The organism is Planctomycetota bacterium, assembly GCA_033763975.1.
Lineage (GTDB): Bacteria > Planctomycetota > Phycisphaerae > Phycisphaerales > UBA1924 > RI-211.
Window position 1 is genome coordinate 42,782 of sequence record JANRJM010000012.1, and the last position, 19,666, is coordinate 62,447.

Genomic DNA, 19,666 nt, shown 5'->3' on the forward strand with positions numbered 1-19,666 from the left:
CGAACACGAGCGCCCCGACCGTGTGAAACCGGCTTCATGCGGGCGATACGGGCATGACAAATCTTCAGTGACCGCTAACATGCCGGTTCGATGTCAGTCCTGTGGTGGATCATCCTCGCGGCGGCGTGGCTGGGGTGGGCTGTGCTCAGCCGTCGGCTGGAGGACAACCCGCGCGGGGACGTCGTCACCGGATTCTTCTACTTCGCGAATCGCCTGTACGCGCGGCTGGTGCACCGCGTGCGGGTGCGGGGCGAGATTCCCGGTGGGCGGCACACCGGGCCGCTGATCGTCGTGTGCAATCACACGGCCGGGGTCGACCCGCTGCTGGTGCAGGGCGTGACGCCCTTCGAAGTCCGGTGGATGATGGGGTCGGACATGATGACGCCCCGGCTGGGGTTTTTCTGGCAGTGGGCGCGGATCATCGCGGTGAACCGGCGCGGGCGCGATCTCGGGGGCACGCGCGAGGCGCTGCGCCACCTCGCGGACGGGGGCGTGCTGGGCGTGTTTCCCGAGGGAGGCCTGGAGCGTCCGCCGGGACGGCTGCGCGCGTTCCAGCCGGGGATCGGGTTCCTGGTCGCGCGGACGCGCGCACCGGTGCTTCCGATCTGGATCTCGGGCACGCCCCAGGCGGACAAGGCGTGGGAGAGCCTGTGGCGCACGAGCCGCTCAACGCTGACGGTGGGTCCGGTGATGGACTTTGCCGGGGCCACGCCGGGCGAGATCGTGGCGGCGCTGGAAGGCTGGTTCCGGGAGACGAGCGGGTGGGCCCGGGAGAGCGAGCCGCAGGCGGACGGGCCCGCGGGGGCGGGCGCGGTGGCGTGCTAAGGGGCGGGTGAGGCGCGACGTGCGAGCAGCGCATCGAGCCGACGCTGGTGCGCCGTGCGGTCGGGCTCGAGGATGGTGAGCGCCCGGAGGTGACGCTCGGCGGCGTCGAGGTCGTTCGCCATGAGGGCGATGGTCGCCGCGAACTCGCGGATGGTCGCGTCGTAGGGGGCGATCTGCGTCGCGCGAGCGGCCGACGCGAGCGCGCGAGGGAACTCCTTCTTCGTCGCGTACAGGCGCGCGATCTCGGCGGCGTAGCCGGGCGAGCTCTGCTCGCGCGCGTCGAGATACTCCAGGTGCGGGATGGCGTCGAGGGGGCTCTTGCCCGCGGGGGCGTCCTGGCCCGAGAGGTACAACGCCGCGAGCAGCTTGTGCGGGAGCGGATCGACCGGGCGGGCCTTGGCGTAGCGCTCGCACAGGGCGGGGACGTCGGCGGGGGCGTCTTTGGTGGCCTGCTCGAGCGCGAGTTCGAGCACGAAGGGGTTGTCGGGGTGCGAGGAGAGCCACTCGGCGATGAGCGGGGGCGAGGGCTCGTCGGCGCCGCTCCGGGAGAGGAGCGTCAGGATGCCCGGGCGTTCGTCGGTCGCGGACATGCCCCAGGCCACGAGCTGCTCGCGCGCCCAGTCTGTGAAGCCGGCGAGGAAGTCCTCGCGCGACGTTTGGAGCACGGTGCGGAAGGCCTCGGGCTCGCGCACGCCGGCGGCGTACAGGTCCATGAGTTGCAGCGGCGCTTCGTTCCCCCACCGCTCGATGATGTACTCGTACATCCAGTGCCCCTGCGCGTAGGCCAGGGCGCGATCGCTGGGTCGCCGGGGCCTGACGAACCCGACGTTGATGGAGTCGAGGTCGAAGAGCGTCCCGGTCTCGACCGCGCGGGCGAGGAGCTGGACCGTGCTGTACCCGCGGGGCGCGTCCTCGAGGTACACGGCGGACGCCTCGGTGAACCAGTGCGGGAGGCGGTTCTTCGTGCGCGAGAGCGTGACCGTGTGCACGTACTCGTGCTGCACGACCCGCGCCCAGTCGTACGTCCCCACCTTGTGCCCGGGCCCGGTGCGCGGGGCTTCCATCGCGATGACCGGCCCGGTGGCGGCGGCGATCGTGTGCAGTTGTGGCAGCCCGGCGATGCGCACGCTGAACCAGCGGTGATCGGGGTAGAGCTCGACGACGGTCTTGTGGTTCGGCGCGTGCCGGATGCCGCCCGGCCCGTCGCCGGTCACGCGCGCGAAGATCTTCTCGAGCTGCGCGAGCATCTCGCGCGCCAGGATCTCGTCCTGCCCGGGGCGGCATCGCACGACGAAGTGCTCGCTCTCGAAGCGCAGGTACGACCGCAGTTCGCGCAGCAGCGTCAGGCTGTTCGCGGCACGCACGTTGTACTGGTCCATCGTCGCCCCGCGCTCCAGCGCGTCCAGCGCCTGCGCGTCGCGTCCGGCCTGCAGCTCGGACAGGCCCAGCTCGATCACCGGCTCGGCCCAGCGCGGCGCACGCTCGGCCGCGGCCCGGAGGTACCGGGCGGCCTCCTCGTACTGGCGCGCCGAGGCCATCGCGCGCCCCACCGCGAGCTGCCCCACCGGGGTGCCGGGCGCGAGCGCGTCGAGCTCCGCCAGGCGCGCGTCGGCGGCGGCAAAGTCGAAGCGTGCGGCGGCGGCGGCGGCCCACTGCGCCCGCACGGCGCGGCTGTCGGGGAACGCCCCGCGGGCCCCCTCCAGCGCCCGTTCGGCCGCGGCGCCCTCGCCCCGGCGGACCTCGACCATCGACCGGATGATCGCGCCGTCGATCGTGGCTTCGCCCGCGAGTTCATCCAGGCGCAGCGCGATCGCCTCGGCGCGCGGGAAGTCGAAGCTGTCGACCGCGGCACGCCCGAGCAGCGACCACGCCGCGGCGCACCGCGGGTTCAGCGTCAGCGTGTTCTCGATCGCCGGGCCCACCTCGGCGTACCGGTCCTTCTCGTACAGCAGCATCGCCTCGGCCAGCGGGACGCTCCACGCCAGGCGGTTGAGCGTTTCGCGCGCCCGCCCCAGCGCATCGAGCATCGGCTGGTACTTCATCGCACGCTCGTCGGCCGGCCCCACGAGACGCGCAAGCAGCAGCAGCCCCATCGCGGCGTCGCCCGCCTCGTCGGCGTCGCGCGCATTCGCGAGCATCCCGGCCAGCGGCGTCAGTGCCGCGATCGCGTCGTCGAACCGACCGAGATCGGCCAGGGCCTCGCCCCGCAGGCGGGCGGCGCGGGCCGCGGCCGGGCCCTGGGGCGCCTCGGCCCCGTCCAGCAGTTCGAGCGCGCGCGCCGGGTTGCCGCGGCGGAGGTGCGCCTCGGCGCGGTCGAGCGCGGGGGCCTGCTCGTCGTCGAGCGCGGGAGACCGCAGCGCGCCGCGGACCAGCGCGGCGCGGGCATGGTCGGCGGGCGTCTGCAGGTCGGCGTCTTCCCACACGCCGTGCCGGATCCGGAGGAGGCGGCGTTCGTCCTCGCGCAGGTAGGGCTGCTCGAGCAAACGCGTGACGGCGTCGGAAACTTCGGGCGCGGGGAACGCCTCGGCCGGCGGGGCGGGGGCGGCGGGCGTTGGGACGTCGGCGGGCGCCACCTGGGCCCGCGCGGCGGGCATCCACCCGAGCAGGGCGACGAGCAGCCAGGCCCACTTGGCGCGGGCGGATGGCGACGAGCGGGCGGGCTCTGGCATGGTGCGGCTCCTTCCGCGGAGGACGGTCCCTCGCGATGCTATCGGCCCGATCGGCTCACTCCTTGCCGGCGGAGGACGGGGGAAGCGTCCGCACCTGCTGGTTCCAGTCGGCGGGGGCCGCGGTATCGAGCGATTCGGGCGCGATCGGCGTGTTCACGCGGACGTTGATCATCTGCACCAGGCCGATGTCGCCCGCGCGGTTGACGGTGCGGGCCAGTCGCGGGAGCAGCATGGCGTCGTCGCCCCGCCGGTACCACAGGCGGATCTCGCGGAGGTCCTCGGTCGCGGCGAGCGCGGGCTTCACGACCAGGCGCAGCTGCTGCGACCCCGCGACGAACGCGCGGAGGGCGGGCGTGTCCTTGGCGTCGAGGGCCTCGAGCCCGTCGTCGGGCGCGAGCAGCGTGACGTCGTAGCGTGCCTCGATCTCGGCGCGTTTCTGGCCCACGGGCAGCGGGAAGGGCCCCTGGCCGATGCGCAGCGGATCGAACGTGTCGCCCGCGCGGACGATCTGCGTCCGGGTGAGTTCCTTGTTCGCCGGGCGCTTCTCGATGAGCCACTGCCCGTCGAAGAGCACCTCGTACACCTCGGGGATGAGGCGGCTGCCGACCTGGAGGCTCTCGAAGCGCACCGCGAAGCGACGGTCGCGCGGCGCGGGCGCTGCGTCGGGCGTCACGTTCCCCTCGGGCGTGAAGTCCTTGTAGAAGAGCTTGCCGACGCGCACCTGCCGGTCGCCCTGGATCTCGAACTCGCGCTCGAACTTCAGGTCCGCGGTGAGCGTGCGCAGCTCGGCGTCGGCCTTCTCGAGCGCGTTGAGCATGTCGCCCGCGCTCGCGAACGGCGCGTCGGACGCGGGCGGCACGGCGCGGGGGGCGTCGGGCGCGGGCGGGTTCGTCGGGGCGACGCACGGGCCGTCGGGAAGAGGGGGCTCATCGGTGCGCGGCTGGGCGCCGGGTTGAACCGTGAGAATCGCGGCGACGAGCAGGTTCACGAGCGGCATGCGTTGATCCTAGGTGACGCCCCGTGACATGCCGGCACGCACGGGCGCGTCCCGCGTGTGTCAGACGCGGCGGTGAGGCCCGGGTTTCACGAGCGGGGCCGGGGGTGCCCAAGGACCGGGCCGCCCCGCGCGCCAAAGGCGATTAGTCGTGGTCCGACGCCGGAGAATCGCCGGGCGTGCTCCCCGGGAGGGTGGCGAGGAAGTCCGAGAGGATGGCGCACGCGGCGAGCGCGTCCCGCCGTGCTTTCTTCTGGGCGTGGGTGAGGCCCGAGCGAGCCATGCGCCAGTCGGCGTCGGCGCTGGAGAGGCGCTCGTCGTGGAAGTGCACGGGCAGGCCGGCACGCTCGGCGATGCGGGCGGCGAAGGCGCGGGTGAGCGCGGCGCGGGGGCCTTCGGAGCCGTCCATGTTGAGCGGGAGCCCGACGACCAGCGCGGCGCGACGGCGGGCGGGCGGGCCCAGCGCGTCGTCGATAGCGCGGACGAGGGCGTCGAGGAGGGCGTCGCCGGCGCGTTCGTCGCGGCGGACTTCGAGCACCGAGAGGGGCGACACGATGCGCGTCTGCGCGTCGCCCAGCGCGAGGCCGGTGCGGGCGTCTCCCAGGTCGATCGCGAGGTATCGCATCCGGCGGAACTATTGACGCGGTCGAGCGGTGGGAGCGGGCTCGTCGATGAGCAGCAGGACGCGGAGCAGTTCGCCGACGCTCCAGGCCTGGGCGGGGCACCCCTGCGGGCGCTGCGGGCGTTCGGCGTCGTAGATCTCGGCGACGGCGCCGATGGGCGTGGGCGACTGGGGCGTGCCGGTGAGCAGCCCCAGCAGGGGCGCGATCGCGTCGAACGCGTCGCGCCGGGCCTGGGGCGAGAAGTCGCCGACGCGGAGGACGGCCTCGGCGTAGGGCCCGAGGAGGAAGGGCCACGCCGTGCCGTTGTGGTACGCGCCGTCGCGCTCGAAGAGCGTCCCCTCGTAGCGCGGGCGATAGCGGAAGTCGTCGCGTTCGAGCGTGCGCAGGCCCATCGGGGTGAGCAACTGGTTGCGCACGCACTCCACCACCGCGCGCTGCTGCTCGCGCGACAGCGGCGAGTGCGGGAGGCTGACGGCGTAGATCTGGTTCGGGCGGATCTCGTCGGAGGGCGGCGTGTCGCCGTCGGGCAGGCAGTCGAACAGGCAGCGACGCTCGAGGTTCCAGAACTTCGAGAACGACGACGCGGCGCGGTCGGCCAGCGCGCCCCATTCGGCGCGGCGGGCGGCGTCGGCGCTCGCCATGCGTCGCAGCGCGGCGATCCAGAGCGCGTTGAGCTCGACCGGCTTCCCGCTCCGCGGGGTGAAGACCACGCCATCGCGGGCGGCGTCCATCCACGTGAGCTGCGTGCCGGGCGTGCCCGCGCGGATCAGGGCGTCGGCGTCGGCACGGATGTCGTAGTCGGTTCCCGCGGCGTAGGCGCGGAGAATGTCGACGCACGCGGGGAGGAGTTCGGCGGCGACGATGCCCGGGTCGGCGCCGGCCTCGGCCGCGTCGAGGGCGGCGTGCACGAACCACAGGGCCGCGTCGGCGGTGTTGTACTCCGCGTGCCCCGACGAATCGATGAAGCAGTTGGGGATCAGGCCCCGCCGGCGCTGCCCGGCGAAGGCGCGCAGCACGCCGACGGCCTCGGGCACGCGCCCCGTCGCGAGCAGCAGCCCGCGCAGCGCGATCATCGAGTCGCGCCCCCAGTCGGAGAACCACGGGTAGCCCGCGATGATCGTCGCCATCGAGCCGCCCGATGGCAGGTCACGCCGCACGATGAAGTGGTCGGACGCGTCGGCGAGCGCGGCCCCGGCAGAGCGGTGGGCGTCGGACAGGCGCGGGCCGACGCGTTCGCGCAGCACGCGCAGGCGGGCGCGCTTGGGCGAGGCGGGCTCGGGCGGGGGCGGGGTCTGCCCGTCGGTCCAGGCCTCGAGCCGCGGGACGGCGCCCGCGGGCCAGGGGTCGACGACGAACGTTCCCGGGCAGAACAGGTCCTCGGCGAAGTCCTGCCCGCGTTCGCGGTCGAAGGCGTACTGGAAGGCGCGCCACCAGTCCGGGGCGGGCTCGAAGCGGGCGACCACGCAGCGCAGGCGCAGTTCGCGCGAGCCGGCCCGCAGGACGCAGGCGTCGGGGCCTTCGAGTGTGAGCGAGGGGGCGCCGGCGTGCTCGTGGGCGAGTTCGTGGAAGTCGCGGAGCGCGACGAGCGGGCGGAGTTCGAGGCGGGCGGGGCGTTCGCCGTCGCGCTCGTAGGTGAGGATGCCGGCGTTGCGGGCATCGGCGAGTTCGAGGGATCGGCGGACCGAGCCGGCGGGGGTGATCCACCGCCAGGAGACGCGGGCCGGATCGGCGATGAACTCGTCGGGCGAGCGGGCGGCGGGCCTGCCGGGGAAGTCAAAGTCCGACAGGTCGATTCGCTCGGGGCGATCGCCGGCCGCGACGACGATCGAGTCGGCGACGTGGGCGAGGGCGACGACGCGACCGACGGGGGGCGTCGTGGCGCCGATGAGCAGCGCGTGGTACCGGCGGCGGGGGACGGCGTCGGCACAGCCCATCGCGAACCCGCCCAGGGCGTTGGTGAGGAGCCATTCGCTCCGCCCGAGGTCGGGGCGGCTGGTCAGGTCGATGCGGGTGCCGTCCTGCCGTTCCACGGGCGATCCTACCCCGCGCCCGCGGGTGCTTCGACGGTCGATCGTTTGGGGATGAGAGGTCGGCACTTGACCTTGGATGCCTCCGCCCCAACCCTGTTTCATGGAAGGCATCGCGAACCCACGGCTTCTCCGATCCACGGGCGCGACCGCGAGCCCGGCCCCCGCCTCTGCCCACCCCAAGATCGTGTCCGACGGGATCACGTTCGACGACGTGCTGCTGTTGCCGCGCCGCTCGGGGGTGATGCCGGCTGAAGCCGACACGTCGACGCGGCTGACGCGATCGATCCGCCTGCACATCCCGCTGGTGTCGGCGCCGATGGACACGGTGACGGAGTCGTCGCTGGCGATCGCGCTCGCGCAGGAGGGCGGGCTGGGGATCATCCACAAGAACCTGAGCGTGGAGGCGCAGGCGCGCGAGGTCGCGAAGGTCAAGCGTTCGGCGAACGGCATCATCGTCGATCCGATCACGCTCGGGCCCGGCGACAGCGTGGCGCGCGCCAAGGAGCTCATGCGGACGTACCACGTCTCGGGCTTCCCGGTGACGGAGGACGGGGGCACGAACCTGCGCGGCAAGGGGAAGGTCGTCGGGATCATCACGCGCCGTGACCTCAAGTTCGTGGAAGACACGGGCACGACGGTGCGGGAGGTGATGACCTCGTCGGGGCTCATCACCGCGCCGCCGGGAACGAGCCTCGACCACGCCGAGCGCGTCCTGAACGAGAACAAGGTCGAGAAGCTGATCCTGGTGGACGAGGGCGGGCGCCTGGCCGGGCTCATCACGATGAAGGACATCGAGCGCCAGAGCCAGTTCCCGCGCGCATGCCGCGACGAGCGCGGGCGCCTGCGCTGCGGGGCGGCGGTGGGCGTGATGCAGTTCGAGCGTGTGGAGGCGCTGCTGGCGGCGGAGGTGGACGTGCTGGTGGTGGACACCGCCCACGGGCACAGCGAGAACGTGCTGCGCACGGTCGCCGAGATCCGCAAGCGCTGGGCGGGCGTGCAACTGATCGCGGGCAACATCGCGACCGCCGACGCGGCGCGCGACCTGATCGAGGCGGGCGTCGACGCGGTGAAGGTCGGCATCGGGCCCGGGAGCATCTGCACGACGCGCGTGGTGACGGGCGTGGGCGTGCCGCAGATCACCGCGGTGATGAGCGTGGCCGACGCGGTGGCGGAGATCGACCCCGACGTGCCGGTGATCGCGGACGGCGGGATCCGCCTCTCGGGCGACATCCCCAAGGCGATCGCCGCGGGCGCGAGCTGCGTGATGATGGGCTCGCTCTTCGCGGGGCTCGACGAATCGCCCGGGGAGATCGTGATCCACCAGGGACGCCGGTACAAGAGCTACCGGGGCATGGGCAGCGAGGGCGCGATGAACGCGGGCAGCGCCGACCGCTACCGCCAGGCCGACAAGGTCGCGCCCGACGGCAAGGTGACGCAGAAGTTCGTCCCCGAAGGGGTCGAGGGGCTGGTGACGTACCGGGGCTCGCTCGCCGAGTTCGTGTACCAACTGGTGGGCGGGCTGCGCAGCGCGATGGGGTATTGCGGCTGCGGCACGATCGAGGCGCTGCGACGCGACGCCCGGTTCTGCCGCGTGTCGAACGCGACCGTCGTCGAGAACCACCCCCACGACATCCTCATCACGAAGGAAAGCCCGAACTACATGGTTGGGAGGATGTAGGAGGCAGCGAGGCAGCGAGGCAGCGAGAGAGCGAGACAGCGAGAGAGCGAGACAGCGAGAGAGCGAGACAGCGAGAGAGCGAGACAGCGAGACAGCGAGTGGGTGAGGGGGTGAGGGGTGAGTGGGCGGCCCACGCCTCGCAGCGGGTATGCTCGCCCCGCAATGGAACGAAGCAAGCGGGGCATGTCGCTCTGGACGATGCTGCGGGGCGTGGTGGGCGCCTCGCCGATCCCGCGTCTGCAACTGCGGTTTCCCGGCACATCGCACGCCGGTCCCCTGCCGCCCGTCACGCCCGACGAAGCGGCGCTGGCCGGCGCACTCCGCCGTGATGTCGAGGCGCTCGCGACCGACTATCGCGCCCGCAACTGGTTCCACCCCGACGTGTACGCGCGGGCGCGCGCGTTCCTCGCGGGCCGCCTGCGGGCGTGCGGGCTGACACCCCGCGAGCAGACGTACGTCGTGGAAGGCGTCGAGTGCGCGAACATCATCGCCGAGATCCCCGGCTCGTCGCGCCCCAGCGAGATCATCGTCGTCGGCGCGCACTACGACAGCATCGAGCTCCGCAGCGGGCCCTGCCCCGCGGCGAACGACAACGCCAGCGGCGTGGCGTGCACGCTCGCGCTCGCGGCCTACTTCGGCGCGCCGGGCCCGCCCGCCCGCGCCCCAGGCCGCACGCTCCGCTTCGTGCTCTACGCGAACGAGGAGCCCCCGTGGTTCTGGACGGAGGCGATGGGCAGCCTGGTGCACGCGCGATCATGCCGCGCGGCGGGCGAGAACATCGTCGCGATGCTCACGCCCGAAACGCTCGGGCATTACACCGACGAGCCCGGCAGCCAGCGCTACCCGCCCCTGCTCTCGCGGTACTACCCGAAGGTGGGCAACTTCGTGTCGTTCGTGGGGCTGCACGAGTCGCGCGCGCTGGTCGCGCGCTGCGTGGAGACGTTCCGGCGGACGACGCCCTTCCCGTGCGAGGGAGCCGCGGTGCCCGCGATCATCCCCCGCGCGGGCGCGAGCGACCACTGGTCGTACTGGAAGTGCGGCTATCCCGGGCTGATGGTGACGGACACGGCCCCGCTGCGCTACCGGCACTACCACACCCAGCAGGACACGCCAGACAAGATCGACTTCGAACGCTTCGCGCGGGTGACGGGCGGGCTGGTGCGGGCGGTAGAGGAGTTGGCGGGCGGTTCGGTCGGCTGACTGGGACGTTGAACGACCTGTCAGACGTTGAACAGGAAGTGGCAGATGTCGCCGTCCTTCATGACGTATTCCTTGCCCTCGATGCGCATCCGCCCGGCCTCTTTGATCGCCTTCTCGCTCTTGTGCTTCTCGAGGTCTTCGAGGGTGTAGACCTCGGCGCGGATGAACCCGCGTTCGAAGTCGGTGTGGATGACGCCCGCGGCCTGCGGGGCCGTCGCGCCCACCGGCACCGTCCACGCCCGCACTTCCTTCTCGCCCGCCGTGAAGTACGACTGCAGCCCGAGCAGGTGGTACGTCGCGCGGGCGACGGCGGCGAGCGCCGGCTCGGTCAGCCCGTACGCCGCCAGCATCTCCTGCTGCTCCTCGGGCGTCATCTGCGAGAGTTCGCTCTCGATCTTCGCGCACACCGGGACGACCTCGGAGCCTTCCTTGGCGGCGTACTGGCGCACGGCCTGGCACGCGGCGCTCTGGCCGGCGAGGTCGTCTTCGTCGACGTTCATCACGTACAGCACGCGCTTGGCGGTGATGAGCCCGAGGTGCTTGAGTTGGCGCTGCTGCTCGGGCTCCTCGATCTTCGCCGCACGGGCCGCGCGTCCTTCGCCAAGCACGGGCTTGAGCTTCTTCAGCACCTCGAAGCGGGCGACGTCCTCGGGCTTGCCGCTCTTGGCGGCCCGCTCGCTCTTGCTCCACGCACCCTCGACGGTCTCGAGGTCGGCGAGGATGAGTTCGGTGTTGATGATGTCGATATCGCGGATGGGATCGACCGAGCCCGCGACGTGCAGCACGTCCTCGCCGCCCGGGGCCTTGGTGAAGCAGCGGACGACCTGCAGGATCGCGTCGACCTCGCGGATGTGGCTGAGGAACTTGTTGCCCAGCCCCTCGCCCTTGCTGGCGCCCTTCACGATGCCGGCGATGTCGACCAGGCGCAACGCCGCGGGGATGACCTTCTGCGGCGGGATGTACTTCGTGATCCGCGCGAGGCGTGCGTCGGGGATGGGCACGACGCCGACGTTCGGCTCGATCGTGGCGAAGGGGTAGTTCGCGGCGAGGGCGTTGCCGCGCGTCAGCGCATTGAACAGCGTGCTCTTGCCGACGTTGGGCAGACCGACAATCCCGGCTTCCATATGGGGGCTTCCTCGAAAGGCCCCGATAGTAGCGCGGGCGTTCACCGATCAGCGTTGGCGTCCCTGCTCGAACCTGATCCTGGTCATGTGCGATTTGCACCACTCGCCAAACCAGCCGCGGGCACGAACGTCCTCGACCAGCGCGTCCGCCAGGGCCCGATCGCCCGCAGACGCCGCGAAGATCGCGCGGTTCATGAGCAGGTGCGCGTGCACCGGGCCGGTGGCGGCCGCCCGCGCCGGCGTCAGCCGTGTGTTGCGGAGACGCGTCGCCTCGTCAAGAACGGCCGCGTCGAGTGTCAGGCAGTCGTCCACGATCCGGGCGAGAACAACCTCGTCCTCGGGCTGGGCGACGACGGCGGCGTTGGCAACAAGGTTCACCGTGTCGGCGTCGTGGGGCAGACGATCCCAGAGAAGACAGACGAACGGGCCGAGCTGCCTCTGGTCCCTCGCGGCGCGAAGGAGCAACTGCGCATGCATCGCGGCGTGCCGGGCGCTCGCCGGATTCGCGTGGATCTCGCGGATCGTGTCCGCCGCCTGGGTGATGTTCCCGCTTCGAATCTCGTCGGTCGCCGCCCTCTGCAGGAACTCGTCGGACGCGAAGCCCCTCAATGCGGCGTTGGCCTCGCGCGTCGCCCCGAACGATGCGACGAATGCCGCTCCGGCACGCTCGGCGGCGGCGGCACCCGCGAAGTCTCCGCCCGAGCGAACAACTGACGCGTTGCGGATCAGTGCGTCGGCCGCAAACTGACGCCACATGCTCGGATCGGCCAGACGCCCGTCACGGCTGATTGTTCCGATGTACTCTGCGAACACCGCAACGTCGCCCGCGAGATCGACGCCGGGGGGCGCGGGGGGTTCACCGCTGACCAGGCGGTACGACGCGTTCGCCCGCTCGCAGAGCCAGTGTGCGCGGGTTTCCACGCGCGACACCGCCGGGCCTGCCTCACGCTGGAGCGCCGCGCCGCTGAGTTCGTGCAGCCGGCGCCAATCGCCCGTCGCTTCTGCCAACCGAGCCGCGATGAGACGCACGCCCGGATGAGCGCCGACGCAGGCTTCGTCCGCGAGAATCGCGCTCGCCTGCGCGAGGAGGCGCCCAGCGGTCTCCGGCTCTGCCATGCGGACGCCGAGCGCGCGAACCTCGGCCTCAAACGCACGTGCGTCGTCGCACTGGCCCGACGCAGTGCCGCTTGCCCCGAGGCAAATGGCCGCCGAAAGAACGCTGGTGGCGATGCGACGCATGGGGACGCTCCGTTCAATTGCACCTATTCGCAGGGAATACGAGGCAGACACTGCTTCGAGAAAGGGGATCCGCAGCCGTTATCCCAAAATCGGTTTGCCTTCGCAGATATGATCTCGATACCGCCACAGTACAAACCCATGACGATCCACGGAGTTCCAGCCACCGGGCAGCCAACCCAAGAGAAATCGCATGGCGCAACGGGAACCGTGACCCATGAGCCGGTCATCGCCCATGTCAACGTAGATTCAACCTCCCGTCCCTCTTCGTATTCGACCCATGACAGAGTTGCCTGCCATTCACACTTGGGCGCGTTTAGCGTGCAGACTGGACCGGGAAAGTAGGGAATGGGATTCATTCCTATCGCGTTTCGTAGCCAGTTGATGATTGCCGACTGAGGATTTCCGCGGACGCCCGGCATGAACCACGCGGTTTCGGTGAATGACGGACCATCCAGCACACAGGTTCGAAGTTCCGGAATCGGGTCATTCCCGTGACACTCATCGGGTTCGTACTTGCAGCAGTTCACGCAATCGAGCTCGAGGTAGTCACGGACGAGCACACCCATGGTAACGACCGGCGGTGATGTGAATCGCTGGCACTTTGTCGCAAATGCGATGCAACATGGATCGTCCTCGACGGGTACGACACACGGGTCGCACTCCGACATAGCAACTCCCTGCCCATACGCGAACGCAGGAAGAGTGATAATTGCAATCAGGAACTTTGCAGGACGGCGAAGAAGCGAGTTCATAGTGGAAGGTTAACCCCCCCCCCTTGTCAAGCCGTATCTGCAGCCGCGCCGCGGCGTTCGCACATTCTTCATGTGACTTGAGATTCAGGCGCGAGGAATTCGCGCGGAAGGAGCGACGACCACGAACCGGCGTGAAAAGCCGGTGCTACAGCCCCATTTCCTTGATCGCGCCCTTCGTGTGCTTGCCGCGCCAGGCGTTGACTTCATCGAGCGTGGGCATCTTCTTGTTCTTGACCTCGGCGATGTACGCCGCGAGTCGCCCGGCGAGGTCGTTCAATGCCGTCTTGAGGATGATCTTCTCGTTGTCGGGGAAGGGCACGGGAGGCTTGCTGGGCTTGGTCTTGGCGTTCTGCAGGGTCGTGAAGTACGACTTGACGAGCTTCTCGGCCTTCTCGGCCTCGACCTTCACCTTGTCCACGTTCGTCACGACCTTCTCGAGGTTGTCTTCGTACTTCTTGTAATCGAGGTAGGTGTTTTCCGCTTTGTCGAGCGCGCCGCCGAGGTTGTCCTTGAACAGCGCGTCGCAGTCTTTGACCTTCTTCTTCGCATCCGTCCAGATCTTGTGAAGTGCGCCCATGGTCCGTGACTCCTGAGTGTGGCGGATAGCCTAGCGGATTGCGGGACGCGCGCGGGGCGAGGCCCGGGGGGCGTCACGTCGGAAAGTGCTGCGGCGATACCGAACATTCTCCCTACGGCGGCCCGAACGCCGCTCTACAATGCCGATGAACTCCCCGTGTTCATCTCGCAGGCCCATTCCTTCCAGCAGCAGGCCCGTCTGGCGGTGACGCTCGCCTGGGTGTCGGGCTACACGAATCTCATCGCGGTGCTCGCGCTCGGGACGGCGATCTCGCACATCTCGGGGACCACGTCGATGCTCGGGCGAGACGTGGTCGAGGGCAAGTGGGCGCTGGCGGCGTTGGCGGGGTTCCTGCTGGTGACGTTCCTGTGCGGCGCGGTGCTGTCGGGCCTGCTCACCGAGCACGCGCGCCGGCGCGGGTGGGAGTCCATCTACGTCACGCCGATGCTGGTGGAGGCGGTGCTGCTCGGGCTCTTCGCCATCGGCGTGGAAGTGCGCGAGGGCAGCGTGTTGACCGGCCCCTCGGGCACGTACCTGCTCGGCGGCATTGCGTCGTGCGCCATGGGCCTGCAGAACGCGACGATCACGCGGATCTCCAACGGCGTCGTGCGCACGACGCACGTGACCGGCGTGCTGACCGACGTCGGGCTCGAGTTCGCGCAGCTTCTCTCCTGGCCGCGCGAACGCACGGGCACACCTCGCACCACGGGCGCGTTGTCGGCGCAGCCCGGCGCCCGGCGTCTGGTGCTGCTCGCGTCGGTGTTCGGGTCGTTCCTGCTCGGGGCGGCGCTCGGCACGATCGCGTTCGACACGCTTCCCCGGTGGTCGATGTTCCCGCCGGTGGCATTCCTGCTGTGGCTGGTGTTCGTCGACGCGACGCGCCCCATCGCGGAGATCGAGGCATCGGACCTGGTGACGAAGGACTTCGGCCTGCCGCCCGAGATCGGCGTGTATCACCTGCGGCGCGATCGCGACCATCCGACCGGCGCGCAGCGCCTGCCGGACCTGACGGCGTGGGCCGACCGCCTGCCGCCGCGGGTCCGCGTGGTGGTGCTCGACCTCGACGAAGTCACGTCGCTGGATTCCAACGCGGTGCACCAGATCGCGGGCGTGCTGGAGCGCATGCGCGGCGAGCACCGGCGGATGGTCATCGCGGGGCTGCGGGGCGATCAGTTCGAGCAGTTGCGGCGCGCGGGCGCATGGGACGACGGCGGGGCCGCGTGCTCGGACCTGGAGATCGCGCTCGCGCGGGCGCTCAACCTGCTGGACGACGCGCGGACCGCGCGATGAAGAGGTCCTCATCCACGCGACGGGCGGACCGGTGCGCTAGCATCGAACCCTTCGATCGTGCATCCATCTCGCATGGCAACCAGCCGACGCATCATCATCGTGGCGAACCGGCTGCCCCTCGCGCACTCGCGCTCCGGCGGGTGGGAGGTGAGCCCGGGCGGGCTCGTCACCGCACTGCTGCCCATCGTGCGCGCCCGCAAGGGCGCTTGGGTCGGCTGGACCGGCTCGGCGGACCGCTCGCTGCGGGCCTTCACGCACGACGGCGTGCCGATCCGCCCGGTGACCCTGACCGACGCCGAGATCCGCGATTACTACCACGGGTTCTCGAACCGCACACTCTGGCCCCTCTACCACGACGCCATCCGCACGCCCGAGTTCCAGCGACACTGGTGGCGCTCGTACCTCGAGGTGAACCGGCGCTTCGCACGGGCGGCGGCGGCGGCGGCGCGTCCGAACGACCTCGTCTGGGTGCAGGACTTTCACCTCCAGCTCGTCCCCGCGATGCTGCGCGAACTGCGCCCGGACCTGCGCATCGGGTTCTTCCTCCACATCCCCTTCCCGCCGGAAGAGCTCTTCGCGTGGCTGCCCTGGCGCGCCGAGATCCTGCGCGGCCTCTGCGGCGCGGACCTCGTGGGCTTCCAGACGTTCAGCGACGTGCAGAACTTCTCGCGCCTGGCACGCCGGTTCCTCGACCTCGAAGGCACGGACACCGAGCTGCACATCGATCGGCGCAGGGTCCGCGTGAATGCCTTCCCCATCTCGATCGACTTCGGCGAGTTCGAGTCGATCGCCGAGCAGCCCGCCACGCTCGCGCGCGTGAAGCAGATCCGCAAGGACGTGGGCAGCCGCAAGATCATCCTGTGCGTCGACCGCCTCGACTACACCAAGGGCATCGACCTGCGCCTCAAGGTCTTCGAGCAGCTGCTCCACGACAAGCAGCTCTCGGCCGAGCGGGCGGTGCTGGTGCAGGTCGCGGTGCCCTCGCGCGAGTCCGTGCAGGAGTACGCGGAGCTGCGCACCAGCGTGGAGCAGACCGTGGGACGCATCAACGGGGAGTTCAGCCAGCCCGGGCGCGTGGCGGTGCACTACTTCCGGCGGAACCTCTCGCGCGAGGAACTCGTCGCCTACTACCGCGCGACCGACGTCATGATGGTGACCCCGCTGCGCGACGGGATGAACCTGGTGGCGAAGGAGTTCTGCGCGGCACGCCCGGACCTCGGCGGCGTGCTCGTGCTCAGCGAGTTCGCCGGCGCCGCCCGCCAGCTCCGGCGGGCGCTGCTCGTGAACCCCCGCGACCTCGACGGGACGGGCGCGACGCTGCTCGAAGCGCTTTCCATGCGCAGCCAGGACGCCCGGCAGCGGATGGCCATTCTGCGAATGATGGTCCGTCGTCACGACGTGCACTTCTGGGCGAAGCAGTACATGGAGGCGCTGGGGTGAGCGGAGTGCCAGAGGAGATCGTCGGCGGGCTGGCGCGCACGCCCATCCTGCTCGTCGCGTGCGATTTCGACGGCACGCTCGCCGACATCGTCGATCGACCCGCCGACGCACGCGCCCGCGCGGAGGCGCTCGACGCCCTGCGCCGCCTGGCGGCCCTGCCCCGCACCGAGGTCGCCGTCATCTCCGGACGCGCCCTCGCGGACCTGCGCCCGCGCCTCACGGACATCGGCGATGTCCACGTCGTGGGCGGGCACGGGGCCGAGTGGACCGACGGCCCGCCGGTCGACGGCGCCCGTGCCGCGCACATCTTCGACGCGCTCCGCCCGCTGGAGCGGCGTTTCCCCGGCACGCTCGTGGAGTACAAGCCGGCCGGGCCGGCGGTGCACTATCGGCACGTCGAACCCGCGCGCCACGCCGAGTTCTTGGACGCGGCGCGGGCGATGAGCGTCGAGCTCGGCGCGTCACGCCTGCGCGAGGGGCTGCTCGTCGTCGAGTTCTCCGCCGTCTCGACCGACAAGGGCGGCGCGCTGACGCACCTGCGCCGGCGCAGCGGCGCGAGCGGGGTGATCTTCATCGGCGACGACCGCACCGACGAGGACGCCTTCGCGACCCTCTCCCCGCCGCACGTGGGCGTGAAGGTCGGCGAGGGCCCCAGCATCGCGCCGCTGCGCGTCGCGGGCGTGCAGGAGGTCGCGGTGCTTCTGAACGGGCTGGCGCGCGCCCGGGCGCGCGAGGCGGCGCTGACGGGCAGTGTGCCGATCGACGCGCACGCGATGCTCTCCGACCAGCGCTCGCTGGCGCTGATCGAGCCGGGGGGCGGGGTGGCGTGGCTGGGGGCGCCGCGCGCCGATTCGCCCCCGATCTTCAGTTCGATCGTCGCGGGCGCGCGCGGGGGGGCGTTCACGGTCCGCCCGGCGGGCGAGGGGGCGTCCGGGGCTCCGGGCGCCGATGCGCAGACGTACGACGGCGAGTCGTTCATCGCCCGCACCCGGCTGGGCGCGATCACGATCGTGGACTACTTCGACTGCACCGGCGGGCGGGCGTTCCAGCGGGCCGGACGGACCGATTTCTTCCGGCACGTCGAGGGCGCGGGGAAGATCCGCCTGACGTTCGCGCCGCGCCTGGACTTCGGGCGCACGCCCACGCGCCTGCGTGCGACCGACAACGGTCTGATCGTGGAGGGCGGCGCCGACCCGCTGTCCCTCCGCGCCCCGGGCATCGCCTGGTCCATCGAGCCCGACGGGCAGCACCACACCGCCCACGCCGAGATCGATCTCCCCTCCGACGGGCTCACGCTCGAGCTGCGCATCGGTTCGACCGCGACCATCCCCAGCACCGGGGGCGAACTCGCGCGGCGTCAGACCACGCGCCAGTTCTGGACGGGCTGGGCCAACACGCTCAAGTACAGCGGCCCGCACGAGGCGCTCGTCCGGCGCAGCGCCCTGGTCATGAAGGCGCTCTGCCACGGGCCGACGGGCGCGATCCTCGCCGCCGGAACGACGAGCCTGCCCGAGCAACTGGGGGGCCTGCGCAACTGGGACTACCGCTACTGCTGGGTGCGCGACGGCGCGATGGCGGCGGGAGCGCTGGTGCGGCTTGGTTCCACCGGGCACGCGATGAAGTTCCTGGACTGGCTGCTGGGCGTCGTGGATCAGCTCGAGCACCCCGAGCGCCTGCGCCCGATCTACACGGTCGGGGGGAACGAACTGGGCGCGGAGGGTGAACTGCCCGAGCTGCCCGGGTACGCGGAGAGCCGCCCGGTGCGGGTGGGCAACGGCGCGGGGCACCAGGTGCAGCTCGACGTGTTCGGGCCGGTGGCCGACCTCATCGCGCAGGTCGCCGAGGCGGGCGCGCCGGTGACGCCCGACCACGGGCGCCTGCTCGACGCGATGGTGGAGTCCGTCGCGCGCCGGTGGAACGAGCCCGACAACGGCATCTGGGAGGTTCGCGGCCCGCTGCGCCACCACGTGCACTCGCGCACGGTGTGCTGGCACGCGATCAACCGGGCGATCGCCGCCCGTCGCGCGCTGGGCGAGCCCGCCCGCCCGCGCGAGGCCGAACTGCGCGACCAGATCCGCGAGGACGTGCTCGCGCACGGGTACAACGCCCGCGTCGGGGCGTTCACGGCGGCGTACGGCTCGGACGATCTCGACGCCGCGTGCCTGCTCACCGGGCTCACCGGGCTCATCGCGCCCGACGACGAGCGGTTCGTCTCGACCGTGCGCGTGGTGGAGCGCGGGCTGCGCCGCAACGACGGCGTCATGCGCTACGTCTACGACGACGGGCTGCCCGGGAACGAGGGCGTGTTCCACCTGTGCACGGGCTGGCTCATCGAGGCGCTGCACGCCATCGGCGAGCGCGAGCGCGCCCGGTCGCTGCTCGACGCGTACGCGGCGCAGGCCGGCCCGCTGGGGCTGTACAGCGAAGAGCGCGACGTGCGGTTCGGCGTCGCGCTGGGGAACTACCCGCAGGCGTACTCGCACCTGGCGCTCATCAACGCCGCGTGCCGCCTGTCGCGCGACGCGTAGCCGCCCGTCCTGCGCCGAGATCGGTCACTGCTTGGGCGCGCTGTCGGATGCCGTCTCCTGCGGGGCGGTCGGCTCGGCGGGGGCCGGTGCGTCCTTCGGCGCGGCACGGGGTCCGGTCTTCGACTCGGCGAGCGGCAACGCCGCCCGCGCCCGGTCGGTCGCTTCGCCCACGGGCGCACGCGCCTGCATATCGGCCCAGAACTCGCGCAGGGGCGTCCACGAGGGCTGCACGCGCCCGTTCACGACCGCCGTCGCGCGCATGGCGGAGGTGGAGGCGTCGAGCGGGGCGGTCTGGACGTTGATCTGGGAGATCTTCGCACCCTGGTGGGTAAAGAGGCTGGTGCCCAGGCCGACGAACAGGCCGCCGATCGCCCCCGCGCCCGCGGCCGCCGCGGTCCCGCCCGCGGCCGCCCCGGCGGCGGTCGACGCCGCCCGCGAGCCGCTGGTGTCCTCGCGGAGCGTGGCGCTGAGCAGCGAGGGCGAGACGGCCTGCAACTGGTAGCCCCGCGTGGCGAGCACCCCCGCCGCGGCTTCCATGGCTTCTTCGCTGGGGAGGCCGACCTCGCGCAGTTCGGCCGCGTCGCGGGCAACGCGGGACGGCCCGCACCCCCACCCGCCCGCGAGCACGAGCGCCCCCGCCGCGATCCCACCGATCCTGACCCGCCTGCTCATCCTTCGCGTGTCCAGCATGGCGTGA

At 71.4% G+C, this 19,666-nt stretch carries 14 protein-coding genes; 6 read left to right on the forward strand and 8 right to left on the reverse strand.

Annotated features, from left to right (window positions below):
* Positions 1-90: 90 nt before the first annotated feature.
* Complete coding sequence (locus tag SFY69_06835) at positions 91-825, forward strand: lysophospholipid acyltransferase family protein (GenBank protein MDX2131748.1); 735 nt, start codon at positions 91-93, stop codon at positions 823-825.
* Here SFY69_06835 and SFY69_06840 read toward each other — a convergent pair.
* The 4 genes from SFY69_06840 to SFY69_06855 form a co-directional block, all read right to left on the reverse strand.
* Complete coding sequence (locus tag SFY69_06840) at positions 822-3,494, reverse strand: hypothetical protein (GenBank protein ID MDX2131749.1); 2,673 nt, start codon at positions 3,492-3,494, stop codon at positions 822-824. The genes SFY69_06835 and SFY69_06840 overlap by 4 nt on opposite strands.
* Positions 3,495-3,549: 55 nt before the next feature.
* Positions 3,550-4,491: a hypothetical protein gene (locus SFY69_06845; GenBank protein MDX2131750.1), complete on the reverse strand. Its 942-nt coding sequence runs from the start codon at positions 4,489-4,491 to the stop codon at positions 3,550-3,552.
* Positions 4,492-4,633: 142 nt separating this feature from the next.
* Positions 4,634-5,113 (reverse strand): Holliday junction resolvase RuvX, encoded by a 480-nt coding sequence (gene ruvX, locus SFY69_06850; GenBank protein ID MDX2131751.1) that lies wholly within the window; start codon positions 5,111-5,113, stop codon positions 4,634-4,636.
* Between the two features lie 9 nt (positions 5,114-5,122).
* A complete protein-coding gene (locus SFY69_06855) occupies positions 5,123-7,141 on the reverse strand; it encodes an amylo-alpha-1,6-glucosidase (GenBank protein ID MDX2131752.1) in 2,019 nt (672 codons plus the stop codon).
* Between the two features lie 100 nt (positions 7,142-7,241).
* Here SFY69_06855 and guaB point away from each other — a divergent pair, with 100 nt between their 5' ends.
* Together guaB and SFY69_06865 are read left to right on the forward strand one after the other, a co-directional pair.
* Positions 7,242-8,819 (forward strand): IMP dehydrogenase, encoded by a 1,578-nt coding sequence (gene guaB / locus SFY69_06860; GenBank protein ID MDX2131753.1) that lies wholly within the window; start codon positions 7,242-7,244, stop codon positions 8,817-8,819.
* A gap of 162 nt (positions 8,820-8,981) precedes the next feature.
* A complete protein-coding gene (locus SFY69_06865; protein ID MDX2131754.1) occupies positions 8,982-10,019 on the forward strand; it encodes a M28 family peptidase in 1,038 nt (345 codons plus the stop codon).
* 20 nt (positions 10,020-10,039) lie between these two features.
* On the opposite strand, the gene ychF is transcribed toward SFY69_06865, so the two are convergent.
* The 3 genes from ychF to SFY69_06880 all read right to left on the reverse strand — a co-directional run bounded on the left by ychF (position 10,040) and on the right by SFY69_06880 (position 13,711).
* Positions 10,040-11,143, reverse strand: a complete 1,104-nt coding sequence (ychF, locus tag SFY69_06870; protein MDX2131755.1) for a redox-regulated ATPase YchF — start codon at positions 11,141-11,143, stop codon at positions 10,040-10,042.
* 48 nt (positions 11,144-11,191) lie between these two features.
* Positions 11,192-12,382, reverse strand: a complete 1,191-nt coding sequence (locus tag SFY69_06875) for a hypothetical protein (protein ID MDX2131756.1) — start codon at positions 12,380-12,382, stop codon at positions 11,192-11,194.
* An 897-nt stretch (positions 12,383-13,279) separates the two neighbouring features.
* Positions 13,280-13,711, reverse strand: a complete 432-nt coding sequence (locus SFY69_06880) for a hypothetical protein (GenBank protein MDX2131757.1) — start codon at positions 13,709-13,711, stop codon at positions 13,280-13,282.
* 156 nt (positions 13,712-13,867) lie between these two features.
* Between SFY69_06880 and SFY69_06885 the strand changes: the two genes are divergently transcribed.
* From SFY69_06885 to otsB, 3 genes are all read left to right on the forward strand, one after another.
* Positions 13,868-15,001, forward strand: a complete 1,134-nt coding sequence (locus SFY69_06885; GenBank protein MDX2131758.1) for a DUF1275 family protein — start codon at positions 13,868-13,870, stop codon at positions 14,999-15,001.
* Between the two features lie 72 nt (positions 15,002-15,073).
* Positions 15,074-16,441 carry a trehalose-6-phosphate synthase gene (locus tag SFY69_06890; protein MDX2131759.1) on the forward strand — a complete coding sequence of 456 codons (1,368 nt, stop codon included), beginning with the start codon at positions 15,074-15,076 and terminating at the stop codon, positions 16,439-16,441.
* The gene (gene otsB, locus SFY69_06895) at positions 16,438-18,969 is read left to right on the forward strand and encodes a trehalose-phosphatase (protein MDX2131760.1); all 2,532 of its coding nucleotides are present in this window, start codon (positions 16,438-16,440) and stop codon (positions 18,967-18,969) included. Before SFY69_06890 ends, otsB begins: the two co-directional genes overlap by 4 nt.
* 24 nt (positions 18,970-18,993) lie before the next feature.
* On the opposite strand, the gene SFY69_06900 is transcribed toward otsB, so the two are convergent.
* Complete coding sequence (locus SFY69_06900; protein ID MDX2131761.1) at positions 18,994-19,659, reverse strand: hypothetical protein; 666 nt, start codon at positions 19,657-19,659, stop codon at positions 18,994-18,996.
* Positions 19,660-19,666 lie beyond the last annotated feature (7 nt).